The organism is Ensifer sp. BR816 (assembly GCF_000378985.1).
GTDB lineage: Bacteria > Pseudomonadota > Alphaproteobacteria > Rhizobiales > Rhizobiaceae > Sinorhizobium.
This window is the reverse complement of sequence record NZ_KB905370.1, coordinates 5,059,379-5,083,555: the sequence shown is the minus strand read 5'-3', so window position 1 is coordinate 5,083,555 and position 24,177 is coordinate 5,059,379. Positions and strand designations below refer to the sequence as shown.

At 63.2% G+C, this 24,177-nt stretch carries 20 protein-coding genes; 5 read left to right on the top strand and 15 right to left on the bottom strand.

Annotation, left to right across the window (positions count from 1 at the left end; all coding sequences use genetic code 11):
* Window positions 1-3 precede the first annotated feature (3 nt).
* The 8 genes from RHIBR816_RS0124370 to RHIBR816_RS0124335 form a co-directional block, all read right to left on the bottom strand.
* Window positions 4-522 (bottom strand): superoxide dismutase family protein, encoded by a 519-nt coding sequence (locus RHIBR816_RS0124370; RefSeq protein ID WP_026187382.1) that lies wholly within the window; start codon window positions 520-522, stop codon window positions 4-6.
* Between the two features lie 83 nt (window positions 523-605).
* The gene (nadC, locus tag RHIBR816_RS0124365; RefSeq protein WP_018239220.1) at window positions 606-1,508 is read right to left on the bottom strand and encodes a carboxylating nicotinate-nucleotide diphosphorylase; all 903 of its coding nucleotides are present in this window, start codon (window positions 1,506-1,508) and stop codon (window positions 606-608) included.
* 52 nt (window positions 1,509-1,560) lie between these two features.
* The gene (locus tag RHIBR816_RS0124360; protein ID WP_018239219.1) at window positions 1,561-3,159 is read right to left on the bottom strand and encodes an L-aspartate oxidase; all 1,599 of its coding nucleotides are present in this window, start codon (window positions 3,157-3,159) and stop codon (window positions 1,561-1,563) included.
* Window positions 3,160-3,196: 37 nt separating this feature from the next.
* Entirely contained in the window at window positions 3,197-4,276 is a 1,080-nt protein-coding gene (gene nadA, locus RHIBR816_RS0124355) for a quinolinate synthase NadA (protein ID WP_018239218.1), read from the bottom strand.
* Between the two features lie 172 nt (window positions 4,277-4,448).
* Entirely contained in the window at window positions 4,449-5,681 is a 1,233-nt protein-coding gene (locus RHIBR816_RS0124350; protein ID WP_018239217.1) for an MFS transporter, read from the bottom strand.
* A 110-nt stretch (window positions 5,682-5,791) separates the two neighbouring features.
* A complete protein-coding gene (locus tag RHIBR816_RS0124345; protein ID WP_018239216.1) occupies window positions 5,792-6,643 on the bottom strand; it encodes an MOSC domain-containing protein in 852 nt (283 codons plus the stop codon).
* Window positions 6,644-6,724: 81 nt separating this feature from the next.
* A complete protein-coding gene (locus RHIBR816_RS0124340; protein WP_018239215.1) occupies window positions 6,725-7,381 on the bottom strand; it encodes an HD domain-containing protein in 657 nt (218 codons plus the stop codon).
* Window positions 7,378-10,209, bottom strand: coding sequence for a DUF2339 domain-containing protein (locus RHIBR816_RS0124335; protein ID WP_018239214.1), 2,832 nt, complete (start codon window positions 10,207-10,209; stop codon window positions 7,378-7,380). Before RHIBR816_RS0124335 ends, RHIBR816_RS0124340 begins: the two co-directional genes overlap by 4 nt.
* A gap of 226 nt (window positions 10,210-10,435) precedes the next feature.
* Here RHIBR816_RS0124335 and RHIBR816_RS0124330 point away from each other — a divergent pair, with 226 nt between their 5' ends.
* Entirely contained in the window at window positions 10,436-12,439 is a 2,004-nt protein-coding gene (locus RHIBR816_RS0124330) for a PhoX family phosphatase (protein ID WP_018239213.1), read from the top strand.
* Window positions 12,440-12,558: 119 nt separating this feature from the next.
* Here RHIBR816_RS0124330 and recO read toward each other — a convergent pair whose 3' ends face one another.
* Window positions 12,559-13,305: a DNA repair protein RecO gene (gene recO / locus RHIBR816_RS0124325; protein ID WP_026187381.1), complete on the bottom strand. Its 747-nt coding sequence runs from the start codon at window positions 13,303-13,305 to the stop codon at window positions 12,559-12,561.
* Window positions 13,306-13,521: 216 nt separating this feature from the next.
* Here recO and RHIBR816_RS0124320 point away from each other — a divergent pair, with 216 nt between their 5' ends.
* Complete coding sequence (locus RHIBR816_RS0124320) at window positions 13,522-14,280, top strand: L,D-transpeptidase (protein WP_018239211.1); 759 nt, start codon at window positions 13,522-13,524, stop codon at window positions 14,278-14,280.
* A 4-nt stretch (window positions 14,281-14,284) separates the two neighbouring features.
* Here the strand turns inward: RHIBR816_RS0124320 and RHIBR816_RS0124315 are convergent, their stop codons facing one another.
* Both RHIBR816_RS0124315 and RHIBR816_RS0124310 read right to left on the bottom strand, forming a co-directional pair.
* Entirely contained in the window at window positions 14,285-14,647 is a 363-nt protein-coding gene (locus RHIBR816_RS0124315) for a glyoxalase/bleomycin resistance/dioxygenase family protein (protein WP_018239210.1), read from the bottom strand.
* A gap of 11 nt (window positions 14,648-14,658) precedes the next feature.
* Window positions 14,659-15,141: an SRPBCC domain-containing protein gene (locus tag RHIBR816_RS0124310; protein ID WP_018239209.1), complete on the bottom strand. Its 483-nt coding sequence runs from the start codon at window positions 15,139-15,141 to the stop codon at window positions 14,659-14,661.
* A 51-nt stretch (window positions 15,142-15,192) separates the two neighbouring features.
* Here RHIBR816_RS0124310 and RHIBR816_RS0124305 point away from each other — a divergent pair, with 51 nt between their 5' ends.
* The 3 genes from RHIBR816_RS0124305 (at window position 15,193) to rkpK (ending at window position 18,078) form a co-directional block, all read left to right on the top strand.
* On the top strand, window positions 15,193-15,525 hold the full coding sequence (locus RHIBR816_RS0124305) for a helix-turn-helix transcriptional regulator (RefSeq protein WP_018239208.1): 333 nt from the start codon (window positions 15,193-15,195) through the stop codon (window positions 15,523-15,525).
* A 71-nt stretch (window positions 15,526-15,596) separates the two neighbouring features.
* Window positions 15,597-16,622, top strand: coding sequence for an NAD-dependent epimerase (locus RHIBR816_RS0124300; protein WP_018239207.1), 1,026 nt, complete (start codon window positions 15,597-15,599; stop codon window positions 16,620-16,622).
* A 142-nt stretch (window positions 16,623-16,764) separates the two neighbouring features.
* Entirely contained in the window at window positions 16,765-18,078 is a 1,314-nt protein-coding gene (gene rkpK, locus RHIBR816_RS0124295; protein WP_018239206.1) for a UDP-glucose 6-dehydrogenase, read from the top strand.
* Window positions 18,079-18,350: 272 nt separating this feature from the next.
* Here rkpK and RHIBR816_RS0124290 read toward each other — a convergent pair whose 3' ends face one another.
* The 4 genes from RHIBR816_RS0124290 to RHIBR816_RS0124275 all read right to left on the bottom strand — a co-directional run bounded on the left by RHIBR816_RS0124290 (window position 18,351) and on the right by RHIBR816_RS0124275 (window position 24,028).
* Complete coding sequence (locus RHIBR816_RS0124290) at window positions 18,351-18,665, bottom strand: hypothetical protein (RefSeq protein WP_018239205.1); 315 nt, start codon at window positions 18,663-18,665, stop codon at window positions 18,351-18,353.
* A gap of 239 nt (window positions 18,666-18,904) precedes the next feature.
* Window positions 18,905-21,208, bottom strand: coding sequence for a Tex family protein (locus tag RHIBR816_RS0124285; RefSeq protein WP_026187380.1), 2,304 nt, complete (start codon window positions 21,206-21,208; stop codon window positions 18,905-18,907).
* Between the two features lie 196 nt (window positions 21,209-21,404).
* Window positions 21,405-22,661: a cyclopropane-fatty-acyl-phospholipid synthase family protein gene (locus RHIBR816_RS0124280; protein WP_026187379.1), complete on the bottom strand. Its 1,257-nt coding sequence runs from the start codon at window positions 22,659-22,661 to the stop codon at window positions 21,405-21,407.
* Window positions 22,662-23,029: 368 nt separating this feature from the next.
* Window positions 23,030-24,028: a glutathione S-transferase family protein gene (locus RHIBR816_RS0124275; protein WP_018239202.1), complete on the bottom strand. Its 999-nt coding sequence runs from the start codon at window positions 24,026-24,028 to the stop codon at window positions 23,030-23,032.
* Window positions 24,029-24,177 lie beyond the last annotated feature (149 nt).

The window sequence follows — 24,177 nt, the reverse complement described above, 5'->3', positions numbered from 1 at the left end:
TGTCTATTTAATAACAGCGCAGGCCAGCCGATCGCCGGCATCTCCGGCCGGCTGGCTGCGATTGTCGTCCGATCGCGCATGGATGACCAGGGCCCGTCCGCGTATGGCCGTTGCCTTGTCGTCGAGCGAGACGAAGCTGTTGAACACCTGCGCGCGCAACACACCGTCGGCACCCACATATTGATTGGGCATGTCGCCGGCATGCGGACCTTGGATAGCAAGGAATCCATGCTCGGCGCCCTCGTTTCCGTCGGCAAAGTGCTTGCCGGCCGATTCGAAGCCTTGCGACACTTCGCAACGCCCGTCTTCATGAACGTGGAAGGCCACCCATGTATCCTTGGGAAGGCCGCTGACCTCCATCTCGATCAGCACACCCTTGCCGCCGGACATCAACGTCGCCCGCCCGATGTCCGTGCCGTCGGTACCGACGAATTCCGCCGTCGCCGTCTGCGATGATTGTTGCGCCGAGGCAGCGGCTGCCAGTCCCGCGGAGACGGCGAGCGCGATTATCACCCTGATCATCATCGTTCTTTCCTCGCTGTCGGTTTGAGGAGCAACGCGCGGTTGCCGATCTCGTTCCCACGACAATTATGGAGGAAGTGGGATCAGATCGAAATATCGAGCCCGATGTCGAGCGTCGGTGCCGCCATGGTGATCTTCGACGTCGAGATGTAGTCGACGCCGGTCTCGGCGATCGCGCGTATGGTCTCGATCCTGACATTGCCGGATGCCTCGAGCCGGGTGCGGCGCGGGTCGGCCGGATAAGCGTCAGCGCTCAGCCCCCAATGTGCGGCATTGACGGCCACCGCTTCGCGCAGAAGCTCAGGCCCCATATTGTCGAGCAGGATGACGTCGGGTACTGCCGTCAGCGCCTCGCGCATCTGCGCCAGCCCGTCCACCTCGACCTCGACCTTGACCAGATGGCCGCAGTAGGCGCGCGCCGCCCGAATGGCGCCGGCGACGCCGCCGGACACCGCGATGTGGTTGTCCTTGATCAGCGCCGCGTCATCGAGGCCGTAGCGATGGTTGGAGCCTCCGCCCAGGCGAACGGCGTATTTCTCGAGCGCGCGAAGGCCGGGAATGGTCTTGCGGGTGCAGCACACCTTGGCCGTCGTGTGGGCGATCTCGTCGGCGAACTTCGCCGTATAGCTGGCAATCCCCGAGAGGTGCATGAGGAAATTGAGCGCTACACGCTCCGCCGAAAGCACGCCCCTGGCCCGGCCCGTGATCCGCGCAACGGTCGCGCCCGGTGCGACACGGTCACCCTCGGCAACCAGTGCCTCGAAGCGGATCGAAGGATCGATGAGGCGGAAGGCCGCGCGTGCCGGGTCCAGGCCGGCAACGACACCCGCTTCGCGCACGCGCATGGTCGCGGTCGCCGTCATCTCCGGTCCGATGGTCGCCAGAGTGGTAATGTCGCCGGCGCGGCCGAGGTCTTCCAGGAGAGCGGTCCTCACCTGCTCCTCGACCATGAGAGCAGGCAATTCCGGACGGAGGGCAACGGTCATGATCTTTCTTTCCGATTCGGCGTTGTCTCAGCAACGAAGGCGGCAGCCGGCGTCAAGCCGGCTCTGTCTCGATGGCCTCAGCGGCCAGGCGTTCCGCTTGTGCGAGCGTCAGATAGGTGCGCCGCTGCCATTCCGAACGATCGGTCGGGCAATCGGCGCGGAAATGACCGCCGCGGCTCTCGGTGCGCTGCAGGGCGGCGACGGCGATGAGCTTGGCGGTGGTAATGATATTGGCAAAGCGCAATCGCGTATTGACCCGCTCCAATTCGGCGATCTCGCAGATCGCCTGCAGCAGGCTTTCGCGCGTGCGGACGACGCCGACGCATTCGCTCATCAGACCACGCAGTCGTTTGAAGGGCGGGCTGTCCTCGACCGTCACCGGATCGTCGTTCTCGCCGGCATCGTCTCCCCATTCCGTCAGCTTCGGCGCCGGCAGCGAACCCTTGATGTTTTCGGCAATCCGCGCCGCGAAGACCACGGCCTCGAGCAGAGAATTGGAGGCAAGCCGATTGGCACCGTGGACGCCGGTCGAGGTCACCTCGCCGGCCGCCCAGAGGCCATCGATCGAGGTGCGGCCTTCCCCGTCCGTCAGCACACCGCCCATGTGGTAGTGCACTGCTGGCACGACTGGAATCGGTTGCGTTGTCGGATCGATGCCGGCAGCCATGCAGGAGGCATAGACAGTCGGGAACATGTCCGGGAAATGCTTGCCCACAGCCTTGGTGCAATCGAGGAAGGCGCCGCGCCCAGCCTGCACCTCGGCAAAGACGCCGCGGGAGACGATGTCGCGCGGGGCAAGTTCGCCATCCGGATGGATGTCGTGCATGAAGCGATGGCCCTTCGAATTGACGAGGATCGCACCGTCGCCGCGCAGCGCTTCGGTTGCGAGTGGTGCCGGATCCTTGCCGATATTGATCGCTGTTGGGTGGAACTGCACAAATTCTGGATCGGCGATGATCGCGCCGGCCCGTGCCGCCATGCCGACGCCCTGGCCGCAGGCTTCCCACGGATTGGTGGTGACGGCGTAAAGGTGGCCGAGACCACCGGAGCAAAGCACCACTGCGCGCGCCGGAAAGGAAACGCGGGTCTTCGACTGTCCCGCATCCGGCCGCGCGACGACGCCGGAAATGAAGCGGCCTTCGCGCACCAGCTCCTCGACCACATAGCCTTCGATCACGCGGATCGACGGGGTGCTGCGCACCGCGGCGATCAGGGCCTCCATGATCGCCTTGCCGGCCATGTCGCCCTTGACGCGGACGATGCGCCGCTCGGAATGCGCAGCCTCGCGCGACAGGATAAGCTTGCCCTCGAGGTCGCGGTCGAAGGGCACGCCGTATTCAAGCAGGTCGTGGATGCGGGCCGGCCCCTCGGCAACCATCATCCGGGTCATCTTCTCGTCGACGATGCCGGCACCGGCAGCGATCGTGTCGGCAACATGCTTTCCGAAGGTGTCGCCCGTGCTCATCGCCGCGGCGATGCCGCCTTGCGCCCAGGCGGAGGACGCGCCGTGACCGATCGGCGCGGCGGCGAGAATGGTAACCGGGCGCGGCGCCAGCTTTAGCGCGCAGAACAGCCCGGCAAGGCCGCCGCCGACGATGACGATGTCATCGATCCCGTTGAAGGATTGCGGGCGGAAATGATCGGTCAGCATGGCTCGGTAACTCCTCCAACGGCCTGCACGGGTGCGATTACTGCTTGAGATTCACCATGCGCTCGACGGCAAGGCGCGCGCGGTCGGCGATCGCCGGATCGACCAGAACCTCCTCCGTCATGTAGAGCAGGCTGTCGAGGATCTTCGGCAGCGTGATGCGCTTCATATGCGGACAGAGGTTGCAGGGCTTGACGAAATCGACGCCTTCAACTTCCGCCTGGATGTTGGACGCCATCGAGCACTCGGTGACGAGCAGCACCCGCGGCGGCCGCTTGTCCTTGACATAGTTGATCATCCCGGAGGTGGAGCCGGAGAAATCACAGACCTCGATCACATCCGGGTGGCACTCCGGATGGCCGATGATCTCGATGCCCGGGTTGGCCTCCTTGTAGGCGAGCAGTTCGGCCGCGGTGAAGCGCTCGTGGACCTCGCAATGGCCTTTCCAGGTCAGGATCTTCTTGTTGGTCTGGCGTGCGACGTTCATCGCCAGATATTCGTCCGGAATGCAGAGAACCGTATCGGATTCGAGGCTCTCGACGACGGCGAGCACGTTGGACGAGGTGCAGCAGATATCCGTCTCCGCCTTCACGTCGGCGGACGTGTTGACATAGGTGACGACCGGTACGCCGGGATAGCGCTCCTTAAGCAGCCGCACATCCGCGCCGGTGATCGATTCCGACAAGGAGCAACCAGCCTTGGCGTCGGGAATGAGCACCGTCTTTTCCGGATTGAGCAGCTTCGAGGTCTCGGCCATGAAGTGGACGCCACACTGGACGATGATCTCGGCATCGACCTTGGTGGCATCTCGGGCGAGCTGCAGCGAATCGCCGACAATGTCGGCGACGCAGTGGAAAATGTCCGGCGTCTGGTAGTTATGCGCGAGGATGACTGCGTTGCGCTCCTTCTTCAGACGGTTGATCGCATGCACATAGGGCGCATAAGCGGCCCATTCGAATGCGGGGATAAAGTCCTTGACCTTCTCATAGAGATGCTCGGTTTCGCGGGCGATCGCCGGTGTGAAGGCGAGATCCGGTTTCTCGACGACACCGAAACGGGCCGCGGCGCTCACGAATGCGGAAGCAGTCGCTGCTTCGGTGCGAAGGTCAAGCATGGTCATCGAGGCTCTCCTCTCGTCATCCCGGGCAGTCTCTAATTATACTCACATTGAGCATAATTAGGCCCAAACAAAAGCGGCTAGGCCGCGCGCACTGATTTAGAAAGTTTTGTGACAGATTTCAAGCGTCGCAAATAGGCGATGCGCCCGACGCTCCGGGCGCAGCGCCTCGATATCAGGCCATGGCCGGGCGCACGACGCCCCTCTCCTCGATCGGCCAATGGACGATGGCCGCGAGGACGCCGAGCGCGACCCCCAGCCACCAGACCGGATCGTAAGAGCCGAGACGGTCGTAGAGATAGCCGCCCATCCAAACTCCGAGGAAGGAGCCGACCTGGTGGGAGAGGAAGACGACGCCGCCAAGCAAGCCAAGGTGGCGCGTTCCGAACATGACCGCCACCAGTGCGTTGGTCGGCGGCACGGTCGACAGCCACAAGAGGCCCATGACCACCGCGAAGATGATGACCGAGGTGGGCGATTGCGGCAGCAGCAGGAAGGCCGCGACGGCAACCGAGCGGCCAATGTAAATCCATGCCAGGAAGTACGGCTTGGAATAGCGCTGGCTGATGAAGCCGGCCGACAGCGAGCCGATGATGTTGAAGAAACCGATGAGCGCGAGCGCAATCACCGCATAGCGCGCGTCGATGCCGATGTCGCCGAGATAGGCGGGGAAATGCGCCGTGATGAAGGCGACCTGATAGCCGCAGACGAAGAAGCCGGAGACGAGCAGCAGATAGCTCCTGTGTCCAAGGGCTTCCTTCAAAGCCTCGCCGACAGTCTGCTTCGAGAGCGCTTCCGAATGCAGCCCTGATGTGGCGTTGCCGCGCAACGGGATGGCAAAGAGCGGCACCAGCAGCATCAGGAAGCCAAGATAGATGAGACTGTCGGACCAGCCATAGGCGGAAATCAGCCCCTGGCTTAGCGGCGCGAACAGGAACATGCCGGCCGAACCCGCCGCTGTGCCGATGCCGAAGACAAGTGCACGCTGATGAGGCGCGACATTGCGGGCGAAGGCCGACAGTACGATGCCGAAGGAGCCGGAGGCGACGCCGAGACCGACGAGCACGCCGCCGCCCACATGCAGCCAGATCGGCGCGCTGGCGAAGGCCATGATGAAGAGTCCGCTGGAATAGAGCAGACCGGATAGCGCCAGCATGCGCCAGGTGCCGAACTTGTCGGCTATCGCCCCGAAGAACGGCTGGCCGAGACCCCAGCAGAGGTTCTGGATCGCCATCGCAAGTCCGAACGTCGTCCGATCCCAGCCGGTGTCGGCGAGCATCGGCAACTGGAAGAAGCCCATGGCCGAGCGAGGACCGAAGGTCAGCATCGCGATCATGGACCCGGCAGCAATGATCAGCCAAGGCAGGTGATGCGTTGAATGCTTGGCGGCTGGACTGGCAGCGGACATAGGAAGCTCCGATCTTTTGAGGGGCCATCCTATGTTGGGTCTCAAATTGAGCAAGCCAATTAAATTGACGAAGCGATCACAGGAATTGATGGCGAGGAACGCCCCTGCGCTCACTCGCTGCCGCGCACCTTCATCGGCCAGCGTTCGCTGCGCCGCCGAATGACTCTGGCCTCATCGCCCAGCCGGACAGTCCCCTCGCCCCTTGGAACGGCGTTCCAGCCGAAGAGCACGCCCGTCACCCGGCGATCCGCCGACATGCGTTTTTCGGCAAGCCCCTGGATCGGATTGCCGCCGATGCGGTCGCCGGTCGTCTGGTCCTGCGTGGTCATGATGCATCGCGCGCAGGGCTTGACGAGGTCGAAGGCAATGCCGGCAATCTCCAGGCTTTCCCACAGGTCCTCGGCCCAGGGCTCATCACAGTCGATGAGGATATTGGTCCGGAAGCGCTCCATGCCGACCGGCTCCTGGCCCTTCCCGACGAGCGTGCGATTGAGGTCTGCGAGCGAACCGGTCGTCGTGATCAGCACCGGAAAGCCGTCGGCAAAGCCGACAGGCGCCGCCGCGCCGGCCCATTCGGTGCCGACGAATCGCTCGGCCTCTTCGTCCATATGCACGAGCTTGACCGGCCGTCCGAACCAGGCCGACAGCGTCTCGTTCACGACGTCGTCGGCGACGGCAGCATTCACGTCGCTTGACCAGACGCGAACGTCGATCCGCCGATCCGGATCGAAGCGGACGGCGATTTCGTTGCCATTCATCCTCAGGTGAAGACCGCCGGCAATGTGCATTGCTTCGACCTGCGCCAGCGCCTGCAACTCGCGTTGCGTGATGAAATGACCATCGGGCTCGACGACCATGAAGCGCCGGTCGCCGGCCAACCCATCGAGATTGACTGTCACGGTCGTCTGCGGCACGGCGCGACCGCTTTTCAAGGGGTGGATGTTGAGACCGGTGACTTTCATCCTTGGCTTCCACGTTCAGATATCGATTCAGGCCGTTCGCGATCTGATTCACCGCGCGGCAGCAACATACTGAAAATTGGTCTAGATTTCATCGAGCAGCATGGCAAGCACGCTGCGCAGCCGCTCTTGCCGCTCCAGCGCCAGGCGACGCCCCGCCGCGGTCTGGAAACCGTCGGCGAGGCGCAAGAGCTTCGTTTCAAAATGGTCGATCGCAAAGGCCTTGTCATCGAGCGGCCTGTCCTCGGCTAGAGGATCGAGCGGATCATAGAGGCCGCTTCCCATGCGGCCCGCAATGTAGAAGCAGCGCGCGGCGCCGACCATGCCGATCGCATCGAGCCGATCCGCATCCTGCAGGATTTTCGCTTCGAGCGTCTCCGGCGTCATATTGGCCGAGAAGCTGTGGGTCAGTATGGCATGGGCAACGGCGGAAATTTCCAGCGTACGCCAGCGCAGGGCGTCGAGGATTTGCCACGCCTTTTCGGCAGCGAGCCGCGATGCGCCGGCCCGCAAAGGCGAGTTCTTCTCGACGGCGACGCAATCGTGCAGCAGGACGGCGGCGGCGAGCTGGCGGCCGTCGCCGCCCTCCTCCGCCTGTATGCGCGCCGCGTTCTTCCAGACGCGGATGAGATGGGCGGCGTCGTGCGAGCCATCGTCGCCGGAGAATGCATGCGGCAGAAGCTGGTCGGCAAGCTCTTCATGCGGTGCGAAGGCCGTGGCCAGGGCGTGAAGGCGCGTCATGCCTGGCTCGCCCCCTCTCCCGGCTCCGGCGCAGCCGTGATCGATCCGGGCGGATCGGCCGAACCGCTCCCGCCGCTGGAAAGTATCTTCTGGTAGAAGAGCCCTATGCCGATCAGCACGCCGCCGAGGCCGATGAAGGAGAGTGCCCGCAGGAACCCCTCGAGATTCGACATGTCGACGAGGAAGACCTTGAGCACGGCAATGAAGACCAGTGCCGCCGAAGCGATGCGGATGCTCTTCGCGTTGAAGCGTGAGCCCACCACGAGCAGCAGGACGCCGAGCACCAGCCAGACCACCGAGTAGGTATAGGTCTCTCCCTGCAGGAAGCCTTTCCAGTCGGCGACGCTCTCGCCCTGCCAGAAGCGTCGCACACTCAAAGTCGCCCAGGCGAAGGCAAGCACCGCGCCGCTCACCGCAAGCGCCATGACATAGGGCTGCGGACGCCTGCCCCGCGCATACCAGGCCAGCCCGGCATAGCCGATGGCGGGCAGCAAATAGCCAATGAAGATCAGGTCGAAGAAGGGAACCTTGCCGAGCAATTCGCCGCTGAAATAGGGGTTCAGCCCCACGAGATGCGCCGAGAGTACCGACAGCATCGAGAGCACGCCAAGCGCCATGCCGCCGTAGCGGAACACCGGGCTCGGCGATCTGCCGTCGAGCGTCATGAAAATGCCGGAGGCGCCGATCGCTAGCAGTGTGTAGATCGCCTGTTCGCCAAGCGTCGGAACAGAACTGTCGAGCACGCCGCCGTTCATCGCATGGCGCACGAGGATCGCGAGCGTCAGGAGCACGAAAAGGCTTGCGAGCGCCTGCAGCAGGTTGCGCACCCGCACATCCGGAGAAGCGCGCAGGAAATAGGCGCAGGCGACGAGCACCAATGCCGGAATGCCGTAACCGGGCAGAAGAGCGTTGAAGACCGGCGTCGTGCCAAGACTGTTGGGGCCGACGATCGTCGGCTCCCAGACGATCCGCGCCAGGATGGCGATAGCGGAAACGACCGTCACCCAAGGCAGGACGGGCCAGGCGCGGAAACGTGTTGCAAAGGTGTATCCGGCGCCGAGAAGCGCGAGCGCAAGCGTCGTGACGAGCCCATCGGTCCAGGCATGCAGGCCGGTGACGAAGAGACCGAAAGAGCCGAGGACCAACAGGCCGGCGGCGACGTCGAGCTCCCGCCCCTCGCCGTTGCGGCGGTAGAGCCATTCGACGAGGACAAGGAGGAACAGCCCGCCGACAAAGGCGGCAAGCCCGTGCGGCAGGTCGAAGGCGAAATTGCCCGTCATCAGGAACGACATGGCAATGAGGGCATTCGGCACGACGGCGGCAATGCCGGCCCAAAGGATCGCGAAGTGGCGCTCTCCGGCGAGGCGGGAAAGGACGGCCGCGGCGAGCAGCAGGAAAAGCGCCGCGAGCATCATTGCCGTGAGCATGGCCGTCCTACCTGGAACGACGACCTCCGGTATTGCCAGCGTCGGGTCGAGATAGGCGAGGACACTGCTGAGCGCGGTCAGGGTCCATGTGCCGACGACGGCACCGACGGCCGCGAGCAGTGCCGGATAGACGGCAGTGGCTCGCAGGGCGCCAAACCCGGCGAGCGTTGCAACCACGACCACGAATTCGGCGGTCGGGTACCGATCGGCCTCAACTGCCGGGCTGATAAACAGCAGCGCGATGAGCGTTGCCACGATTGCCGCCGATAGTGAGATCGCCACATAGGGCGGTGCAAACAGCCGCCCCCAGGGGCCCGAAGCGGCGGTTGGCACCCCGTTCGGCTCCGTTGTTGCGAGGGTCTCAGGCGCGATGCTGCCGGGCCAGATCAAGCCGACGCCGACGATCATGACCACAAGCGCGGCGGCGACCGGCGGGGCCTCGAAGGGCACGGCCAGCGCGACATAGGCCAGTCCCCAAAGTCCGAGACCGGCATTTGCAAGGGTTGGCACGACGGTCCACAGGCGCAGGCGCGAGGCTACGAGCGTCGCAAGCCAGGCAATTGCGAGAAACCCGAACAGCACCCACGGCCGCGGCTCGCCGCTCGAGACGAACAGGGGCGTCAGCAGCGAGGCGAGAAGACCAAGGCCGGCAAGCGCCTGGCCATGCAGCAACGACAGGCCGACGGTCGCCAGCGAAATTAGCGCCAGCAGCGCGAAGGCCGTTGCCGGGCCCATGTAGTCGTAAATGCCGTAGGCTGCGTAGACGACGCCGAACAGCGTGACCGCACCGGCTGCGGTCAACACCCCTGGGATCATTGCATTGCGGAACCGGTCGGCGATCGTCGGCACCGCCCGGCGCCGGATCACTTCACCGGCGACCCCGAGCACGAGGCCGAAGACCGCAGCAAGCGTCAGGCGAACCGCCGGGCTCAAGAGACCCGCATCGATCGAATATTGCACCAGGAAGTAACCGCCCAGCGCCAGCGCGAGCCCGCCGACCCAGACCGGCCAGCGTCCGCCGATACGGCTCTCGAGGCTCTCCGAAGACCGCTGGAGGATGGGTTCGGCGCCTGTGGCGAGGACAGGTTCGCCGCTTTGCGCTTCCTCCGTTCCCTGGCTACCGGTCGCGTCGCCACTGAAGATTCGGGCACCCTCGCGCGCCTGCGACCACGGTCCGGGAGCCGCTTCTTCCCCAACCTCGGATGCGGCTGGAACGCCGGCGTCTTTTCGCGCGGAGGCTGTAGGGTCCGGTATGGCGTCCGCAGGGGCCTGCGCCGCGAGCCGGGCGATCTCCGCCTTCAGGCTCTCGATTTCGGTATCCAGCCGGTCCGCAGTCCTGCGGCCGCCGAGAAAGGCGGCAAGCGCCATGGCAAAGGCAACAAGCGCGATAAGCTCAAGCATGGGTCCCCAACACCACGACGACTTGTGAACGATTCGCACAGGTTAGCGTGGATTGCCAGCGGAGACATCCGGCTTGACGCATGCCTCGTTCCCGCAACCACAGGACGGAAGAGCCGTAATCTCTTCATCGACCTGTCGCGGAACTGTCATGAGCCAGCTGGTAGAGCGATAATGAACGCCGCAGACATCAACGGCGCTTCTATCGTCCTCAACGGGGAGAATGACCATGGACAAGTATCTCGGCTCGACGGAAGAAACCGAATTCAAGACGCTGACGGAACGCAGGGAGGAACTGGAGGATATCGGCCAGAACTGTTCCACCAACGTGACCATGGGCGACATCATCAACCGCCGCTTCTCGCGCCGGTCCTTCCTTGGTGGATCGCTTGCGGTTGCGGCAATTTCGACGACGGTCAGCCCGCTTGCGCTGCTTTCGGCCGACGAAGCGAGGGCCAATGACAGCGCCACGCGCTTCGACTTCAAGGAGATCGAGGCCGGCGTCGATGAGACGCACCATGTCGCCGAAGGATATGACGCCGACATCCTGCTGCGCTGGGGCGACAAGATTTTCGCCGACAGCCCGGAGTTCGACCCGCTGAAGCAGACGGCCGAAGCGCAAAACCGCCAGTTCGGCTACAACAACGACTATGTCGGCTTCATTCCGCTCGACGGCAGCCCTGACCACGGCCTGCTGGTCGTCAACCACGAATACACCAACGCCGAGATCATGTTCCCGAACTTCGCCCGCGTCGAAAAAGTGACGGAGGACGGCAAGGAGGAAGACAAGGTCGTTCTCGGCGAATACACCAAGGAACTGGTCGATATCGAGATGGCCGCCCATGGCGGCACGGTCATCGAGATCCGCAAGGTCGATGGCAAGTGGCAGCCGGTTCTCGACGGCAAGTACAACCGCCGCATCACGGCCAACACCGAAATGCAGCTCTCCGGTCCGGTGGCCGGCCATGACCGCGTCAAGTCCGTAGCCGACCCGACCGGCAAGAAAGTCTTCGGCACCATCAACAATTGCGCAGGTGGGGTTACCGCCTGGGGCACCTACATGATGGCCGAGGAAAACTTCAACGGCTATTTCGGTGGCGAGCTCGCAGAGGATCATCCGGAATTCAAGCAGTTGAAGCGTCTCGGCGCGCCCGGCGGCCAATATGAGTGGTCGAAATTCTACGATCGCTTCGACGTATCGAAGGATCCGAACGAGGCCAACCGCTTCGGCTGGGTCGTCGAGGTCGACCCGCTCGACCCGACCTCGGTTCCGAAGAAGCGCACCGCCGTCGGACGCTTCAAGCACGAAGGTTGCGAGTCTATCGTCAACAAGGACGGCCGCGTCGTTCTCTATAGCGGCGACGACGAGCGTTACGACTATGTCTACAAATTCGTGACCAAGGGCACCTACAACCCGAACGACCGCGCTGCCAACATGGACCTCTTCGACGAAGGCACGCTCTATGTGGCGAAGTTCGATGAGGACGGCACGGTCACCTGGATGCCGATCATCCATGGCGAGGGTCCACTGACCGCCGAGAACGGCTTTGCCTCGCAGGCCGACGTCCTGATCAACACCCGGTTTGCAGCCGATGCTCTCGGCGCGACCAAGATGGACCGGCCGGAAGACATCCAGCCCAATGCGAAGACCGGCAAGGTCTATGTCATGCTGACCAACAATACCAAGCGCAAGGACGAAGAAGTCGACGCCGCCAATCCGCGTGCCAAGAACGCCTTCGGCCACATCGTCGAGATCTCCGAAACGGATGGCGACTTCGCCTCGACGAAATCCAAGTGGGACGTTCTGCTGAAATGCGGCGATCCGAGCGTTGCGGATGTCGGCGCTTCCTTCTCGACGGCGACGACGAAGAACGGCTGGTTCGGCATGCCGGACAATTGCGCGATCGACTCGGACGGGCGCCTATGGGTATCGACCGACGGCAACAACGAGAAGGAAACCGGCCGCACCGATGGCGTCTGGGCGATCGAAACCGAAGGTGAAGCACGCGGCACATCGAAGCTGTTCTTCCGGGTGCCGGTCGGCGCGGAAATGTGCGGCCCGAGCTTCAACCCGACGAGCGACACTTTCTTCCTCGCCGTTCAGCACCCGGGCGATGCCGGCCTTGCCACTTACGAGAAGCCGGCAACGCGCTGGCCCGACTTCCGCGACGACATGCCGGTGCGCCCGGCCGTGGTCGCCGTGACCAAGCAGGGCGGCGGCAAGATCGCCTGATGCGCGGGTTCAAAGTGTTACAGCGTCCTTTGCGCGTTTGAAAAGACGCGCGTCGTTGTAATGCGGGAAAATCGATGATCGCAGGCGCCGCATGACATGTGCGGCGCCTGCTTTATGTCTCAGGCAGCTGGGGGCGGGACTGGCTTCAGTGCCTTCAGCGTCGCATGGACGAAGCCGTCGCGCGCCGATGAGGCGTCCAACCCGCGCGGTTCATAGACATGGCGGTTGAGAAAATAGGCGGTCAGGCGGAAAGCTGCGGCCAAGCTGTCGTAGTCGGCCGCGCTGTCCCCTCCCGAGAGGAAATCCGGAAGGGCAAGCATGCGCTCGGCGTAAGGGGCACCCGCCGCGCGGCTGACGGCGCGTCCGGTCTTCGGCGAGACGTAGACGAGGTCGGTTCGGCTTCCGGTCGCCGCGCACTCCGAAAGGGCGAGGCCGAAACCGAGATCGTTCAAGACCGCGAGTTCGAAACGTACGAACAATTCGCCGGCATCGGCCGGGTCCTGGAGATGATCGACGATGACGGCGAGCGCCTCGTAGAGATGCGGATGCGGATCGCGCTCCGGCAGGAGCCTTAGCAGCGCCCCCAGCGCCTGAATGCCATAGACGGAGGTTGCCGCCTCCATCAGCCTTGCGGCACGCAGTTCAAGCGGCTCGATGCGGAACTCGCCGAGATGTTCGTCGAGCCGGGCGCGCCAGGTGACTTCCACCGAATTGCCCGGCTGCAGCACCGGCTGCATCGTGCGCGACCGCCCGGAGCGCACGAGACCGAGATGCCTCCCGTGGGCGGCTGTCATGACTTCGGCGATGACAGTGCTTTCGCCGTGCCGCCGGATGCCGAGAATGATGGCCTGATCGCTCCATTGCATGAAAAAAGGCATACACCCGAGGCGGAAAGCGGATCAAGCGAAGATGGGTGTCGACAGGGCACGCGGCCGGCGGCCAAGATCCACTACTGCCGCCCTTTCCGCGGCATGTTCGCCGCACTACAATTCTAATCATCGTCCAGCCGAATCGCGGCCAGGCTTCATGCACAGGTCGAAGCTGCCGATCTCGACGTGGCAATCATCAGGATTGTTTGGAGTATGTGTGTGTCCCGTCTCGCCCAGTCTCTCACGCTCTTCCTGGTTTTGGCCGCGCTGACAGGTTGCGCGACGGGTACCGCGCAGCCGTCCCGACCGCGGGGGCCGGATCCCTATTTCACGGCGATGTACGGACCACAGCCTGACGAGGCGTTCCCGCTGCCTGCGACCGACATCCGCAAGGTCGACCCCCGCTTCCTACGCCAGCAGGTGCCCTACGTCACGCACGAGCCGCCGGGCACGATCGTCATCGATACGCCGGACCGATACCTCTATCTCGTGCAGGGCGGCGGCATGGCGCTGCGCTACGGGATCGGTGTCGGCAAGGCGGGGCTGGAATTTGCCGGCGAGGCGCGGATCGGCCGCAAGGCGCAATGGCCCCGCTGGATCCCGACGTCCGATATGGTCGCCCGCGAGCCGGACCGCTATGGCCCGCTTGCCGGCGGCATGGATCCTGGGCCGACCAATCCGCTCGGGCCACGGGCGCTCTACCTATACCAGGATGGCAAGGATACGCTGTTCCGGATACATGGCACGACAGAGGCCTGGTCGATCGGCAACGCCGTTTCGAGCGGCTGTATCCGCATGTTCAATGCGGACGTCATCGATCTATACAATCGGGTGCCCGAAGGCACCCGCGTCGTGGTGATCCAGGCGGAGGCGCCGATGAGTGCGGCGGTTCTTCCGCTCGAGCCGCCCATCGGCGCTCCGGTCGAAGCCCCGATCGAAGCCTCGACAGACGACACGCCTCTTGCGTTCTGAGGCATCACCAGGCGTCGGGCTCGCGCACGAGATGCACGATATTGGCGGGGTTCAGCACCCAGCCACCGCGGAATCCCTCGCCCAGATCCTCGACAGGGTCGCAGCGGACCACGCCATTTAACGCAAGATGGCCAAGTGCGGTTTCGTGGTCGTCCGTGAACAGTTCCAGCCAGACTTCCGCCTGGCTCAAATGCGGCATTTCATCGATCCACAGGCGATTCGGGCCGAGGATGAAGCCCTTGGCCGGCTGTTTCTCGTCGAAGGGCGGCAGGCCGACGACGTCGCGGTAGAAAGCCACAACGGCAGCGTATTCGTGACTCGGCACCTTCATCGCGATGTTGATACCGCCCTTTATCTCCACTGGCATGGTGCGTCCTCCTATGCCTGCGGCTCGAGCGCCGGCTTGCCGGAGAGTTCGCTCACATAGTAGCCCTCGCGCAGGTTGATACCGTATTCGACCCAGGCCTTCATGCAGGCGAGCATCTGGGACCAGCCCTCGCAATTGAGGTAGGAACTCTTCTGCCCCTGCTCGTTCTCGCGCCACCCGGCTTCGGCGATAGTCACCATGGTGGCGCCGTCCTCGAGCGGCTGGAAGCGCATCTCCACACGCGTCCGATATGGCGCCTCTTCCTTCGCGACCATCGCATCCCAGCGGAAAACGATCCGCTCATTGAGCTCGACGACTTCCACCTCGACCGGCACTTCGCCCCACCAGGTGACGGTGGTGCCGGCGACCAGGGGACCGCTGATGCCACCGAGGGTCACGAAATAGCGACCGAGCTGATTCGGGTTGACGACCGCGTCGAAGACCTCCCCGACGGGACGGGCAATTCGCCCATTCACACGAAATTCGAAAGCCATGACGACCTCCTTCCGATTGTGTCCGGACATAATATGTTATAAAAATATAACATGTCAATTGATTCGACAGACGACTCTGTTTTCAAGGCGCTGGCCAACGGCCTGCGTCGACAGATTCTGGACGCGCTCAAGGACGACCCACAGACGACGGGCATGTTGTGCGAGCGATTTTCCGAACTCGACCGCTGCACCGTAATGCAGCACCTGAAGGTGTTGGAGGGGGCAAACCTCGTCCTTGTCCGGCGCGAGGGGCGCGAACGATGGAACCACCTGAACGCCTTGCCGATCCGGGCCATACATGACCGCTGGATCAGTCAGTATTCCGGCCATGCGATGTCCGTGATCGCCGCCCTGCAGCAGCAACTCGACGGTGAGGAGGAGTGACGGTTTCATCTTTCCATTGCCCGGCTTTCTTCGTATGAACGATCAAGTTCACGAAAACTGGGATCATTTCCGTGCGTTACCTCATCACCGGCACCGCAGGTTTCATCGGCTTTCACGTCGCCAAGCGGCTGATAGACGATGGGCATTTCGTGGTCGGATTCGATGGCATGACGCCCTATTACGACGTGAGGCTCAAGGAACGGCGCCACGCGATCCTGGCGCGCTCGAACGGCTTCAAGGCGGTGACGGCAATGCTCGAGGACCGCGCCGCCCTCGACCGCGCCGCAGAGCTTGCGGAACCGGAGGTCATCATCCATCTCGCCGCCCAGGCGGGCGTTCGCTACAGCCTTGAAAATCCGAAGGCCTATATGGACGCGAACCTGATGGGGTCCTGGAACATCCTCGAACTGGCCCGGGCGATCGGCCCGAAGCATCTGATGCTGGCATCGACCTCGTCGATCTACGGTGCGAACGAGAAGATACCCTTTGCCGAGGCCGACCGGGCCGACGAGCCGATGACGCTCTATGCGGCGACGAAGAAATCGATGGAGCTGATGGCCCACAGCTACGCCCATCTCTACAGGGTGCCGACGACGGCCTTCCGGTTCTTCACCGTCTATGGTCCCTGGGGAAGGCCCGACATGGCGCTGTTCAAATTCGTCGATGCCATCCTCAACGGCCGGCCGATCGATATCTATGGCGAGGGCCGGATGAGCCGCGATTTCACCTATATCGACGATCTTGTCGAGGGCATCCTGCGGCTTTCCCACGTCGCGCCGTCCGAGGCCAATCGCGTCGGACTGGACCTGGCGCAGGACACGCTTTCCCGGCACGCGCCGTTCCGCGTCGTCAATGTCGGTGGCGGCCAGCCGGTGGACCTGATGACCTTCGTCGAGACCGTCGAGCGGGTCGTCGGCCGGCCTGCCGTCCGCAACATGCTGCCGATGCAGATGGGCGACGTGCCGCGCACCTACGCGTCACCGGACCTGCTCGAGGCGCTGACCGGCTTCAAGCCGTCCATGCCGGTCGAGGAAGGCGTCGCGCGATTCGTGGAATGGTACGAACAGTACTATCGCCCTGCCGAGACCACCGCCTGAGGGCTACCGAGCGATTTCACGCATCGGAAAACGCCCAGAAAACGCCCCTGTCATTTGCAGGTCGAAAAACGGTCCTATTTGCCTATCAATGGATGCGTAGCTCCCAAGGCTCAAGAAGGACCCAACAACAAAGGAAGAGCGGATGAAGATTACGATGATTGGCGCCGGCTATGTCGGCCTCGTTTCCGGTGTTTGTTTCGCGGATTTCGGCCACGATGTCGTCTGCCTCGACAAGGACGAAAGCAAGATCATAGCGCTCAAGAAGGGGGAGATCCCGATCTTCGAGCCGGGTCTCGACCATCTGGTCGCCAGCAACGTTGCCTCCGGGCGCCTGCAATTCACCACTGATCTTGCGCCTGCCGTTTCCGGCAGCGACGTCATCTTCATCGCCGTCGGCACACCGTCCCGGCGCGGCGACGGCCACGCGGACCTTTCCTATGTCTATGCCGCCGCACGCGAGATCGCTGCCAATCTCAACGGCTTCACCGTCGTCGTCACCAAGTCGACCGTCCCGGTCGGCACCGGCGACGAAGTCGAACGGATCATCCGTGAAACCAATCCGGATGCGGACTTTGCCGTCGTGTCCAATCCGGAGTTCCTGCGCGAGGGTGCGGCGATTGACGATTTCAAGCGGCCCGACCGCATCGTCATCGGACTTGCGGACAACGATCAGCGTGCACGCGACGTGATGACGGAAGTCTATCGTCCCTTGTATCTGAACCAGGCTCCCCTCGTCTTCACCTCGCGCCGCACCTCCGAACTGATCAAATATGCCGGCAATGCCTTCCTGGCGATGAAGATCACCTTCATCAACGAAATGGCCGACCTTTGCGAAAAGGTGGGCGCCAACGTCCAGGACGTCGCCCGCGGCATCGGCCTCGATGGCCGTATCGGCGGCAAGTTCCTGCATGCCGGCCCGGGTTACGGCGGCTCGTGCTTCCCCAAGGATACCCTGGCGCTCGTCAAGACAGCACAGGACCACGACAGTCCGGTACGGCTGGTGGAGACCACCGTCGCCGTCAACGACAACCGCAAGCGCGCCATGGGCCGCAAGGTCATCACCGCGCTCGGCGGCGACGTGCGCGGCCGCAAGATCGCCGTGCTCGGACTCACCTTCAAGCCGAACACCGACGACATGCGCGACAGCCCGGCGATCGCCATCGTCCAGACGCTGCAGGATGCCGGCGCCCGGGTGACGGGCTACGATCCCGAAGGGATGGAGAATGCGCGCAAGGTCATCGACGGCCTGGACTATGCCACCGATCCCTATGAGGCGGCAGCAGAAGCGGACGCACTGGTGATCGTCACCGAATGGAACGAATTCCGGGCGCTGGACTTCACGCGGCTTAAACGCACGATGAGCACCCCGTTGCTCGTCGACCTTCGCAACATCTACCGCAAGGACGAGGTCACCCGACACGGCTTCACCTATGCGAGCGTCGGCCGGCCGGACTGATCGGTAAGAGAGACTGGAGCGGGCGCGGGAAGCACAACCTTCCTGCTTCCGCTCTACTGCATGTTTCCTTAAATCGTAGCCGATTTAAGGAGAAAAACATGCAGCAATTTAAAGTGCTACAGCGACCTTAGTGCGTCTGATAAGACGCACGGCGCTGTAGTGGGTCTGCGGCTGAATCATATTGGACGGGCTCGGGATTTCGTGCGCTGGCGACTGCGCCATCGCGTGATGGGGAAACAGGGTACGCGGAACCGGACAAATCTATCCGGCCACTAGACTTTCGGCCCGACGGGAATGACCGTCTCCCAGGCCTTACCGGCGAGTATCACACAGCTTCGGCCCGAGACGTCGGTTATGATCAAGGTCCAGCTGCCGCTGTCGGCGGCGTAGAGTTCCATCACCGCCTGTTGATTGATCAATCCGACTGCGGCCTGCTTCTCGGCGTATTGCCGAGCGAGAAACTCGATCACCTGCGAGCGCTCGGCGCAATTCATGACGCTCTGCGCGCCTGCTATTTCCGGATATGCGGTTGCCGCTGCCGCCAGAAGGACGGCGTGCGGAAGGCCGCGGATTGCATTGCGCACCATGACGCACCTCCTTTCGCCGGGAGCCCCGGCGGAAGAGGATTTTCCGCTGACCTGTTCCGCCGTAGTCCGGCATTCCTATGGTCGGCACCGCCACGACGGACCGATGCCGCCTCGAAGGCAGTATGACGGAGGGGAGTTTATATTTCAATTAACTAATTTATAGATTGTTCCTGCAACCATCGCGTCATGAGCCGATGAGCACGTAACGATCCTCGGCGCAGCGCCGTTCCATGGCCGCGTTATTTTTTCTTCATCGCTTCCATCAGCGCCGCGCCGAACGCGCCCTGAGCTGGCGCCTGGGATTTTTGCGGTCGCGCGGCCGCATTGCGGTTGCCACCGCTCGGCGATGCCCCCCTCGCCTCGCGTCCCCCGGCCTCGGCACCGCCATCCTTGCGCATGCTAAGACCGATGCGTTTGCGCGCGACATCGACCTCGGTGACGCGAACGCGCACCACGTCGCCGGCCTTCACCACCTCATGCGGGTCCTTGACGAAACGATCGGCGAGTTGCGAGACATGCACGAGCCCGTCCTGGTGCACGCCGATATCGACGAAGGCACCGAAGGCCGCGACATTGGTCACGGTTCCTTCGAGCTGCATGCCGACCTTCAGATCCTTGATGTCGTCGACCCCCTCGGCGAAGGTCGCGGTCTTGAAGCTCGGGCGCGGATCGCGGCCGGGCTTCTCCAGTTCCGAGAGAATGTCCTTGACCGTTGGCAGACCGAAGCGTTCGTCGACGAAGGCGCGGGCATCGAGCGCCTTCACCGCCGCACTGTTCCCCATCAGTGAGCGTACGTCGCGGCCGCAAGCAGCCACGATCTTCTTTGCCACGCCATAGGCCTCCGGATGCACGGCCGAAGCATCGAGCGGCTCGGAGCCATTGGTAATTCTGAGGAAGCCGGCGCACTGCTCGAAGGTGCGGGCGCCGAGGCGCGGCACCTTGAGAAGCTGCTGTCGGTTTGCGAAAGCGCCCGTCGCATCACGATGCGCCACGATCGCTTCCGCCGACGACTTGCCCAGGCCGGACACACGCGCCAGCAGCGGTGCCGATGCGGTGTTGAGATCGACGCCGACGGCGTTCACCGCATCCTCGACGACGGCGTCGAGAGAACGGCTGAGATGCGACTGGTCGACGTCATGCTGGTACTGGCCGACGCCGATCGACTTCGGTTCGATCTTGACGAGTTCGGCGAGCGGATCCTGCAGCCTGCGGGCGATGGACACGGCACCGCGCAGCGAAACATCGAGATTCGGAAATTCCGCCGCCGCCGTTTCCGAAGCGGAATAGACAGAGGCGCCCGCCTCGGAAACGATCACCTTGGTAGGCTTCGGTGCCGGCAGCAGGGCGAGCATGTCGGCAACGAGCTTCTCGGTTTCGCGGCTGCCGGTGCCGTTGCCAATGGCGATCAGCTCGACCTTGTGCTTGCGGACGAGCGCCGCGAGTTCGGCCTGCGTGCCGCGAATGTCGTTCTTCGGAGGGAACGGGTAGACCGTCGTCGTCTCGAGCAGCTTGCCGGTGCCGTCGACGACCGCGACCTTGACGCCGGTCCGGATGCCGGGGTCGAGACCCATGGTCGGACGCGAGCCGGCGGGGGCCGCAAGCAAAAGGTCCTTGAGGTTGCGCGCAAAGACGCGGATCGCTTCCTCCTCGGCCCGCTCGCGCAGTTCACGCATCAGATCGAGCGAAAGCGACAGGGAAAGCTTGACCCGCCAGGTCCAGCCGACCACGTCCAGCAGCCATTTGTCCCCGGGCAAGTGCGCGCCGACCTCGTAGGCGGCGGCGATCATGCGTTCGACCGGCTTTTGCGGAGATGCCGCGTCCTGGTCGACGGCGATGTCGACCGAAAGGATTTCTTCGTTCCAGCCGCGCAGCATCGCCAGCGCGCGGTGGCCCGGCGCTGTTGCCCAGCGCTCCGCGTGATCGAAGTAATCCGAGAACTTCGCCCCTGCCGCCTGCTTGCCGTCGACCACCTTCGCCCTCAGGAATGCCGCGTCCCGCATGTAGCTGCGCAGGCGACCCAGGAGGTCGGCGTTCTCCGTCATGCTTTCGGCGATGATGTCGCGGGCGCCGTCGAGCGCCGCCTTCGTGTCCGGCACGTCTGCAGAAAGGAAGGCCACTGCCCGTTCGGCCGGCGCAATCGAGCGATCGGCGAGGATCGCCTCGGCGAGCGGTCCGAGCCCTCGCTCCCGGGCAATCTCCGCCTTGGTCCGCCGCTTCGGCTTGTAAGGCAGGTAGATGTCCTCGAGCTCCGCCTTGGTAACGGCGGCGGCGATCTTGCCTTCCAGTTCATCGGTGAGCTTGCCCTGGGCACGGATCGACTCGAGGATCGACCCCCGGCGCGCTTCGAGCTCGCGCAGATAGGTCAGCCGTTCCGAGAGAGTGCGCAACTGCGTGTCGTCGAGACCGCCGGTGACCTCTTTGCGGTAGCGGGCGATGAAAGGCACCGTCGCGCCGGCGTCGAGCAATTCGACCGCCGCGCCGACCTGCGCGGCGGTCGCCTTGATCTCGCTGGCGATGATGGCGGCGATGGGCTTTGCGGTCATGTCTGCATTCCGTGTCCTGGTTTCGAACCGGACCATACTGGCACAGACGATGTAGGCCAAGTGAGGGCGTTTCGTCGCCCGCACGCACTCCACAGAAGATGGCAGGCGTCGAACATCCAACAGGCGAAGCGGAATGCCCCTCTCCTCGGGTGGCCGGCAGGCCGGATGAGGGGCAGAAAAACACAGCGCGCCCATGCTAAACCGCGACGAGTTCCAGTCGCGAACGGGTCTTTTCGAATTCGAGCAATTCACGCTCCTTCGCTTCGATGTAGTCGCGCGAAACCGGAACCGTCTCCAGCGATGGCGAGAGCTGGAGCTGGAAGATGAAGTGCTTGTCGTAGAGGAAGGCCGTCTCGGAAGCGGCGAGATAGAACTCCCACATCCGGAAGAAGCGCTCATCATAGAGCTTCACCGCTTCCTCGCGCCGGGCGACGAAACGCTCGCGCCAGGCCCTCAGCGTCCAGGCATAGTGCATCGGCAGGATCTCGATGTCCTTGACAAGCAGGCGCGTGCTCTCGACCGGGGGCAACACCTCCGAAAGCGCGGGGATGTAGCCGCCCGGGAAGATGTATTTCTCGATCCACGGATTGGTCGCCCAGGGCTTGTAGACCTGGCCGATCGAATGAAGCAGCATAACGCCGTCGGGTTTGAGCAATTCCTTGATCTTGCGGAAGAAATTGCCGTAGTTGCCGATGCCCACGTGTTCGAACATGCCGACGGAGACGATCCGGTCGAACTGCCGTCCCTGCAGCGTGCGGTAATCCTGCAATTCGAACCGCACGCGGTCGGAAAGCCCGCGCCTGGCGGCGCGCTCGCGCGAGACCTTCAGTTGCTCCTCGCTCAAGGTAATGCCGGTGACTTCGACGCCCGTCGCCTCGGCAAGGTACATCGCCAGGCCTCCCCAGCCGGAACCGACTTCCAGCACCTGCTGACCGGGCTCGAGCAGCAGCTTCGCGGCTATATGGCGCTTTTTGGCGCGCTGCGCGTCATCGAGCGAAATACCCGGCGGATGAAAGTAAGCGCAGGAATATTGCCAGTCCTCGTCGAGGAACAGATTGAAGAGTTTGGCGTCGAGATCGTAATGATGGGCGACATTGTAGCGGTTGCGGTTGATCGGCAACCGACTTTTCAGCTGTTGTCGCAGCACATGCCAAAAGGCGACGATGGAGTTGGCGAAGGTCGCAGCGTTTTCCACACCATTGTTCTTGATGATGGCCAGGACGTCGAAAATATCCCCCTCTTCGACCAGGACGCGGCCGTCCATGTACATTTCACCGAATTTCAGGCCGGGGTCGTGCAGTATGGCCCTTTCGGCTTCGGCATCCGTTATGCGTATGGCGGCGGGTTTTCCCGTACCATCACCCAAGAGAGCTTTTTTTCCCGATGAAAAGACAACCGTCAGAGTTCCCTTCTGGACAAGACGGCGAAGCAACTTCAGCAATCCAGCATTCATTTCCAACCTCAGCGCCAGACTTACACAGACCATGTCGGTTCTTCGCATGGAGCGGGCGGGTTCGGTCGCTTCTGGAAGGATATGCACCTTGTGAAATGGCGCCGGTTAAGTCCAGAAGCAGCGCGAACCCGCCTCCGGCAAGCCTCACGGCCTCCGGAGCGGCGGCGCCGTGCATGAAGGCGCGGGCTGCAACCGGCATGTCGTCAGGCCAGCCTCTTCGGGCTCCTATCCATCAGAACTTCCATTAACTTAGCGGTGTTCGGCGGTTAATCAATGGGGTCGTGCTGTGGCCCCTCAAGGACTTGTTTCCTTAGTACATGCTAAGGAAATCCGGTCTCCGCCAAGCGGCGCGAAAGGCGCAAGGCTCCTCAAACGCCGAAAACGCCGCGGCCACGAAGACGGCGCCGGTCATGCGGGCGATCGTAGTCGGCCGCCGGGCCGGCCGGCACGATGCCGGTTGGGTTGATGTGGCGGAGGCCATAATAGCCGCGCTTGATATCGTCGATCCGGACGCTTTCGCCCATGCCCGGCCATTGGTAGAGCTCGCGCAGGTAGTTCGAGAGGCAGGGATAGTCCTCGATCCGGCGGATGTTGCATTTGAAGGCGCCATGATAGGCGGCGTCGAAACGCACGAGCGTTACGAACAGGCGGATGTCCGCCTCCGTCAGATATTCCCCGGCGAGGTATCGGTTCCCATCGAGATGCCGCTCGAGTTCGTCGAGCATGCCGAAGAGCGCCGCGACAGCCTCGTCATAGGCGGCCTGGGTCCTGGCAAAGCCGGCTCGGTAGACGCCATTGTTCACGCGCGCATAGATCGGTTCGTTCCAGCGATCGATCGCCGCACGCAGGGCCATCGGGTAGAAATCGAGGCGGTCGCCGGACAAATGGTCGAAGGCCGTGTTGAGAATGCAAAGGATATCGGCCGATTCATTGTTGACGATGCGGCCTTCCTTCATGTCCCAGAGCACAGGCACCGACACCTTGCCGGTATAGGCCGGGTCGCTCGCCGTATAAAGCTGGTGATGGTAGCGGATGCCACCGACGCGGCGGCCCGCATCCACCGGCGCGTCATACGCCCATCCGTCCTCTCCGAGAACGGGATTCGCCACCGTGAGGCCGATGATCTCCTGAAGCCCCTTGAGGTTGCGCATGGCGATCGTTCGCGACGCCCAGGGACAGAGATAGGAGACAAACAACCGGTAGCGTCCCGCTTCGGCGGCGGATGACGGCTGGCCGTCCGGCCCGGAACGTCCGTCAGCAGTGATCCAATTGCGGAAGCGGGTCGGCTCGCGATGGAACGCACCGTCCTTCATTTCGCTTGCGGCGACGTCATCCTTGACCCATTTTCCCTGGACGAGTTGCGGCACTTAAGTTCTCCTGCGGCATTGCATTGAGCGGCACCGGCGCCTACCTCCCATTAGTGCCCATGCCGGTCAATCGTGCGCGAAGGTGACAGTTTGTTCGCAATCCGCATCAGGACGTGTGGCAGCGCACGTCCGGGGTCGCCACGAGGTCG

Bases quoted from the DNA above. Each gene is read 5' to 3' on its own strand.
- RHIBR816_RS0124370 (WP_026187382.1), bottom strand. From the start codon at position 522: ATGATCAGGGTGATAATCGCGCTCGCCGTCTCCGCGGGACTGGCAGCC.
- nadC (WP_018239220.1), bottom strand. From the start codon at position 1,508: ATGACCGTTGCCCTCCGTCCGGAATTGCCTGCTCTCATGGTCGAGGAG.
- RHIBR816_RS0124360 (WP_018239219.1), bottom strand. From the start codon at position 3,159: ATGCTGACCGATCATTTCCGCCCGCAATCCTTCAACGGGATCGATGAC.
- nadA (WP_018239218.1), bottom strand. From the start codon at position 4,276: ATGACCATGCTTGACCTTCGCACCGAAGCAGCGACTGCTTCCGCATTC.
- RHIBR816_RS0124350 (WP_018239217.1), bottom strand. From the start codon at position 5,681: ATGTCCGCTGCCAGTCCAGCCGCCAAGCATTCAACGCATCACCTGCCT.
- RHIBR816_RS0124345 (WP_018239216.1), bottom strand. From the start codon at position 6,643: ATGAAAGTCACCGGTCTCAACATCCACCCCTTGAAAAGCGGTCGCGCC.
- RHIBR816_RS0124340 (WP_018239215.1), bottom strand. From the start codon at position 7,381: ATGACGCGCCTTCACGCCCTGGCCACGGCCTTCGCACCGCATGAAGAG.
- RHIBR816_RS0124335 (WP_018239214.1), bottom strand. From the start codon at position 10,209: ATGCTTGAGCTTATCGCGCTTGTTGCCTTTGCCATGGCGCTTGCCGCC.
- RHIBR816_RS0124330 (WP_018239213.1), top strand. From the start codon at position 10,436: ATGGACAAGTATCTCGGCTCGACGGAAGAAACCGAATTCAAGACGCTG.
- recO (WP_026187381.1), bottom strand. From the start codon at position 13,305: ATGCAATGGAGCGATCAGGCCATCATTCTCGGCATCCGGCGGCACGGC.
- RHIBR816_RS0124320 (WP_018239211.1), top strand. From the start codon at position 13,522: ATGTGTGTGTCCCGTCTCGCCCAGTCTCTCACGCTCTTCCTGGTTTTG.
- RHIBR816_RS0124315 (WP_018239210.1), bottom strand. From the start codon at position 14,647: ATGCCAGTGGAGATAAAGGGCGGTATCAACATCGCGATGAAGGTGCCG.
- RHIBR816_RS0124310 (WP_018239209.1), bottom strand. From the start codon at position 15,141: ATGGCTTTCGAATTTCGTGTGAATGGGCGAATTGCCCGTCCCGTCGGG.
- RHIBR816_RS0124305 (WP_018239208.1), top strand. From the start codon at position 15,193: ATGTCAATTGATTCGACAGACGACTCTGTTTTCAAGGCGCTGGCCAAC.
- rkpK (WP_018239206.1), top strand. From the start codon at position 16,765: ATGAAGATTACGATGATTGGCGCCGGCTATGTCGGCCTCGTTTCCGGT.
- RHIBR816_RS0124290 (WP_018239205.1), bottom strand. From the start codon at position 18,665: ATGGTGCGCAATGCAATCCGCGGCCTTCCGCACGCCGTCCTTCTGGCG.
- RHIBR816_RS0124285 (WP_026187380.1), bottom strand. From the start codon at position 21,208: ATGACCGCAAAGCCCATCGCCGCCATCATCGCCAGCGAGATCAAGGCG.
- RHIBR816_RS0124280 (WP_026187379.1), bottom strand. From the start codon at position 22,661: ATGAATGCTGGATTGCTGAAGTTGCTTCGCCGTCTTGTCCAGAAGGGA.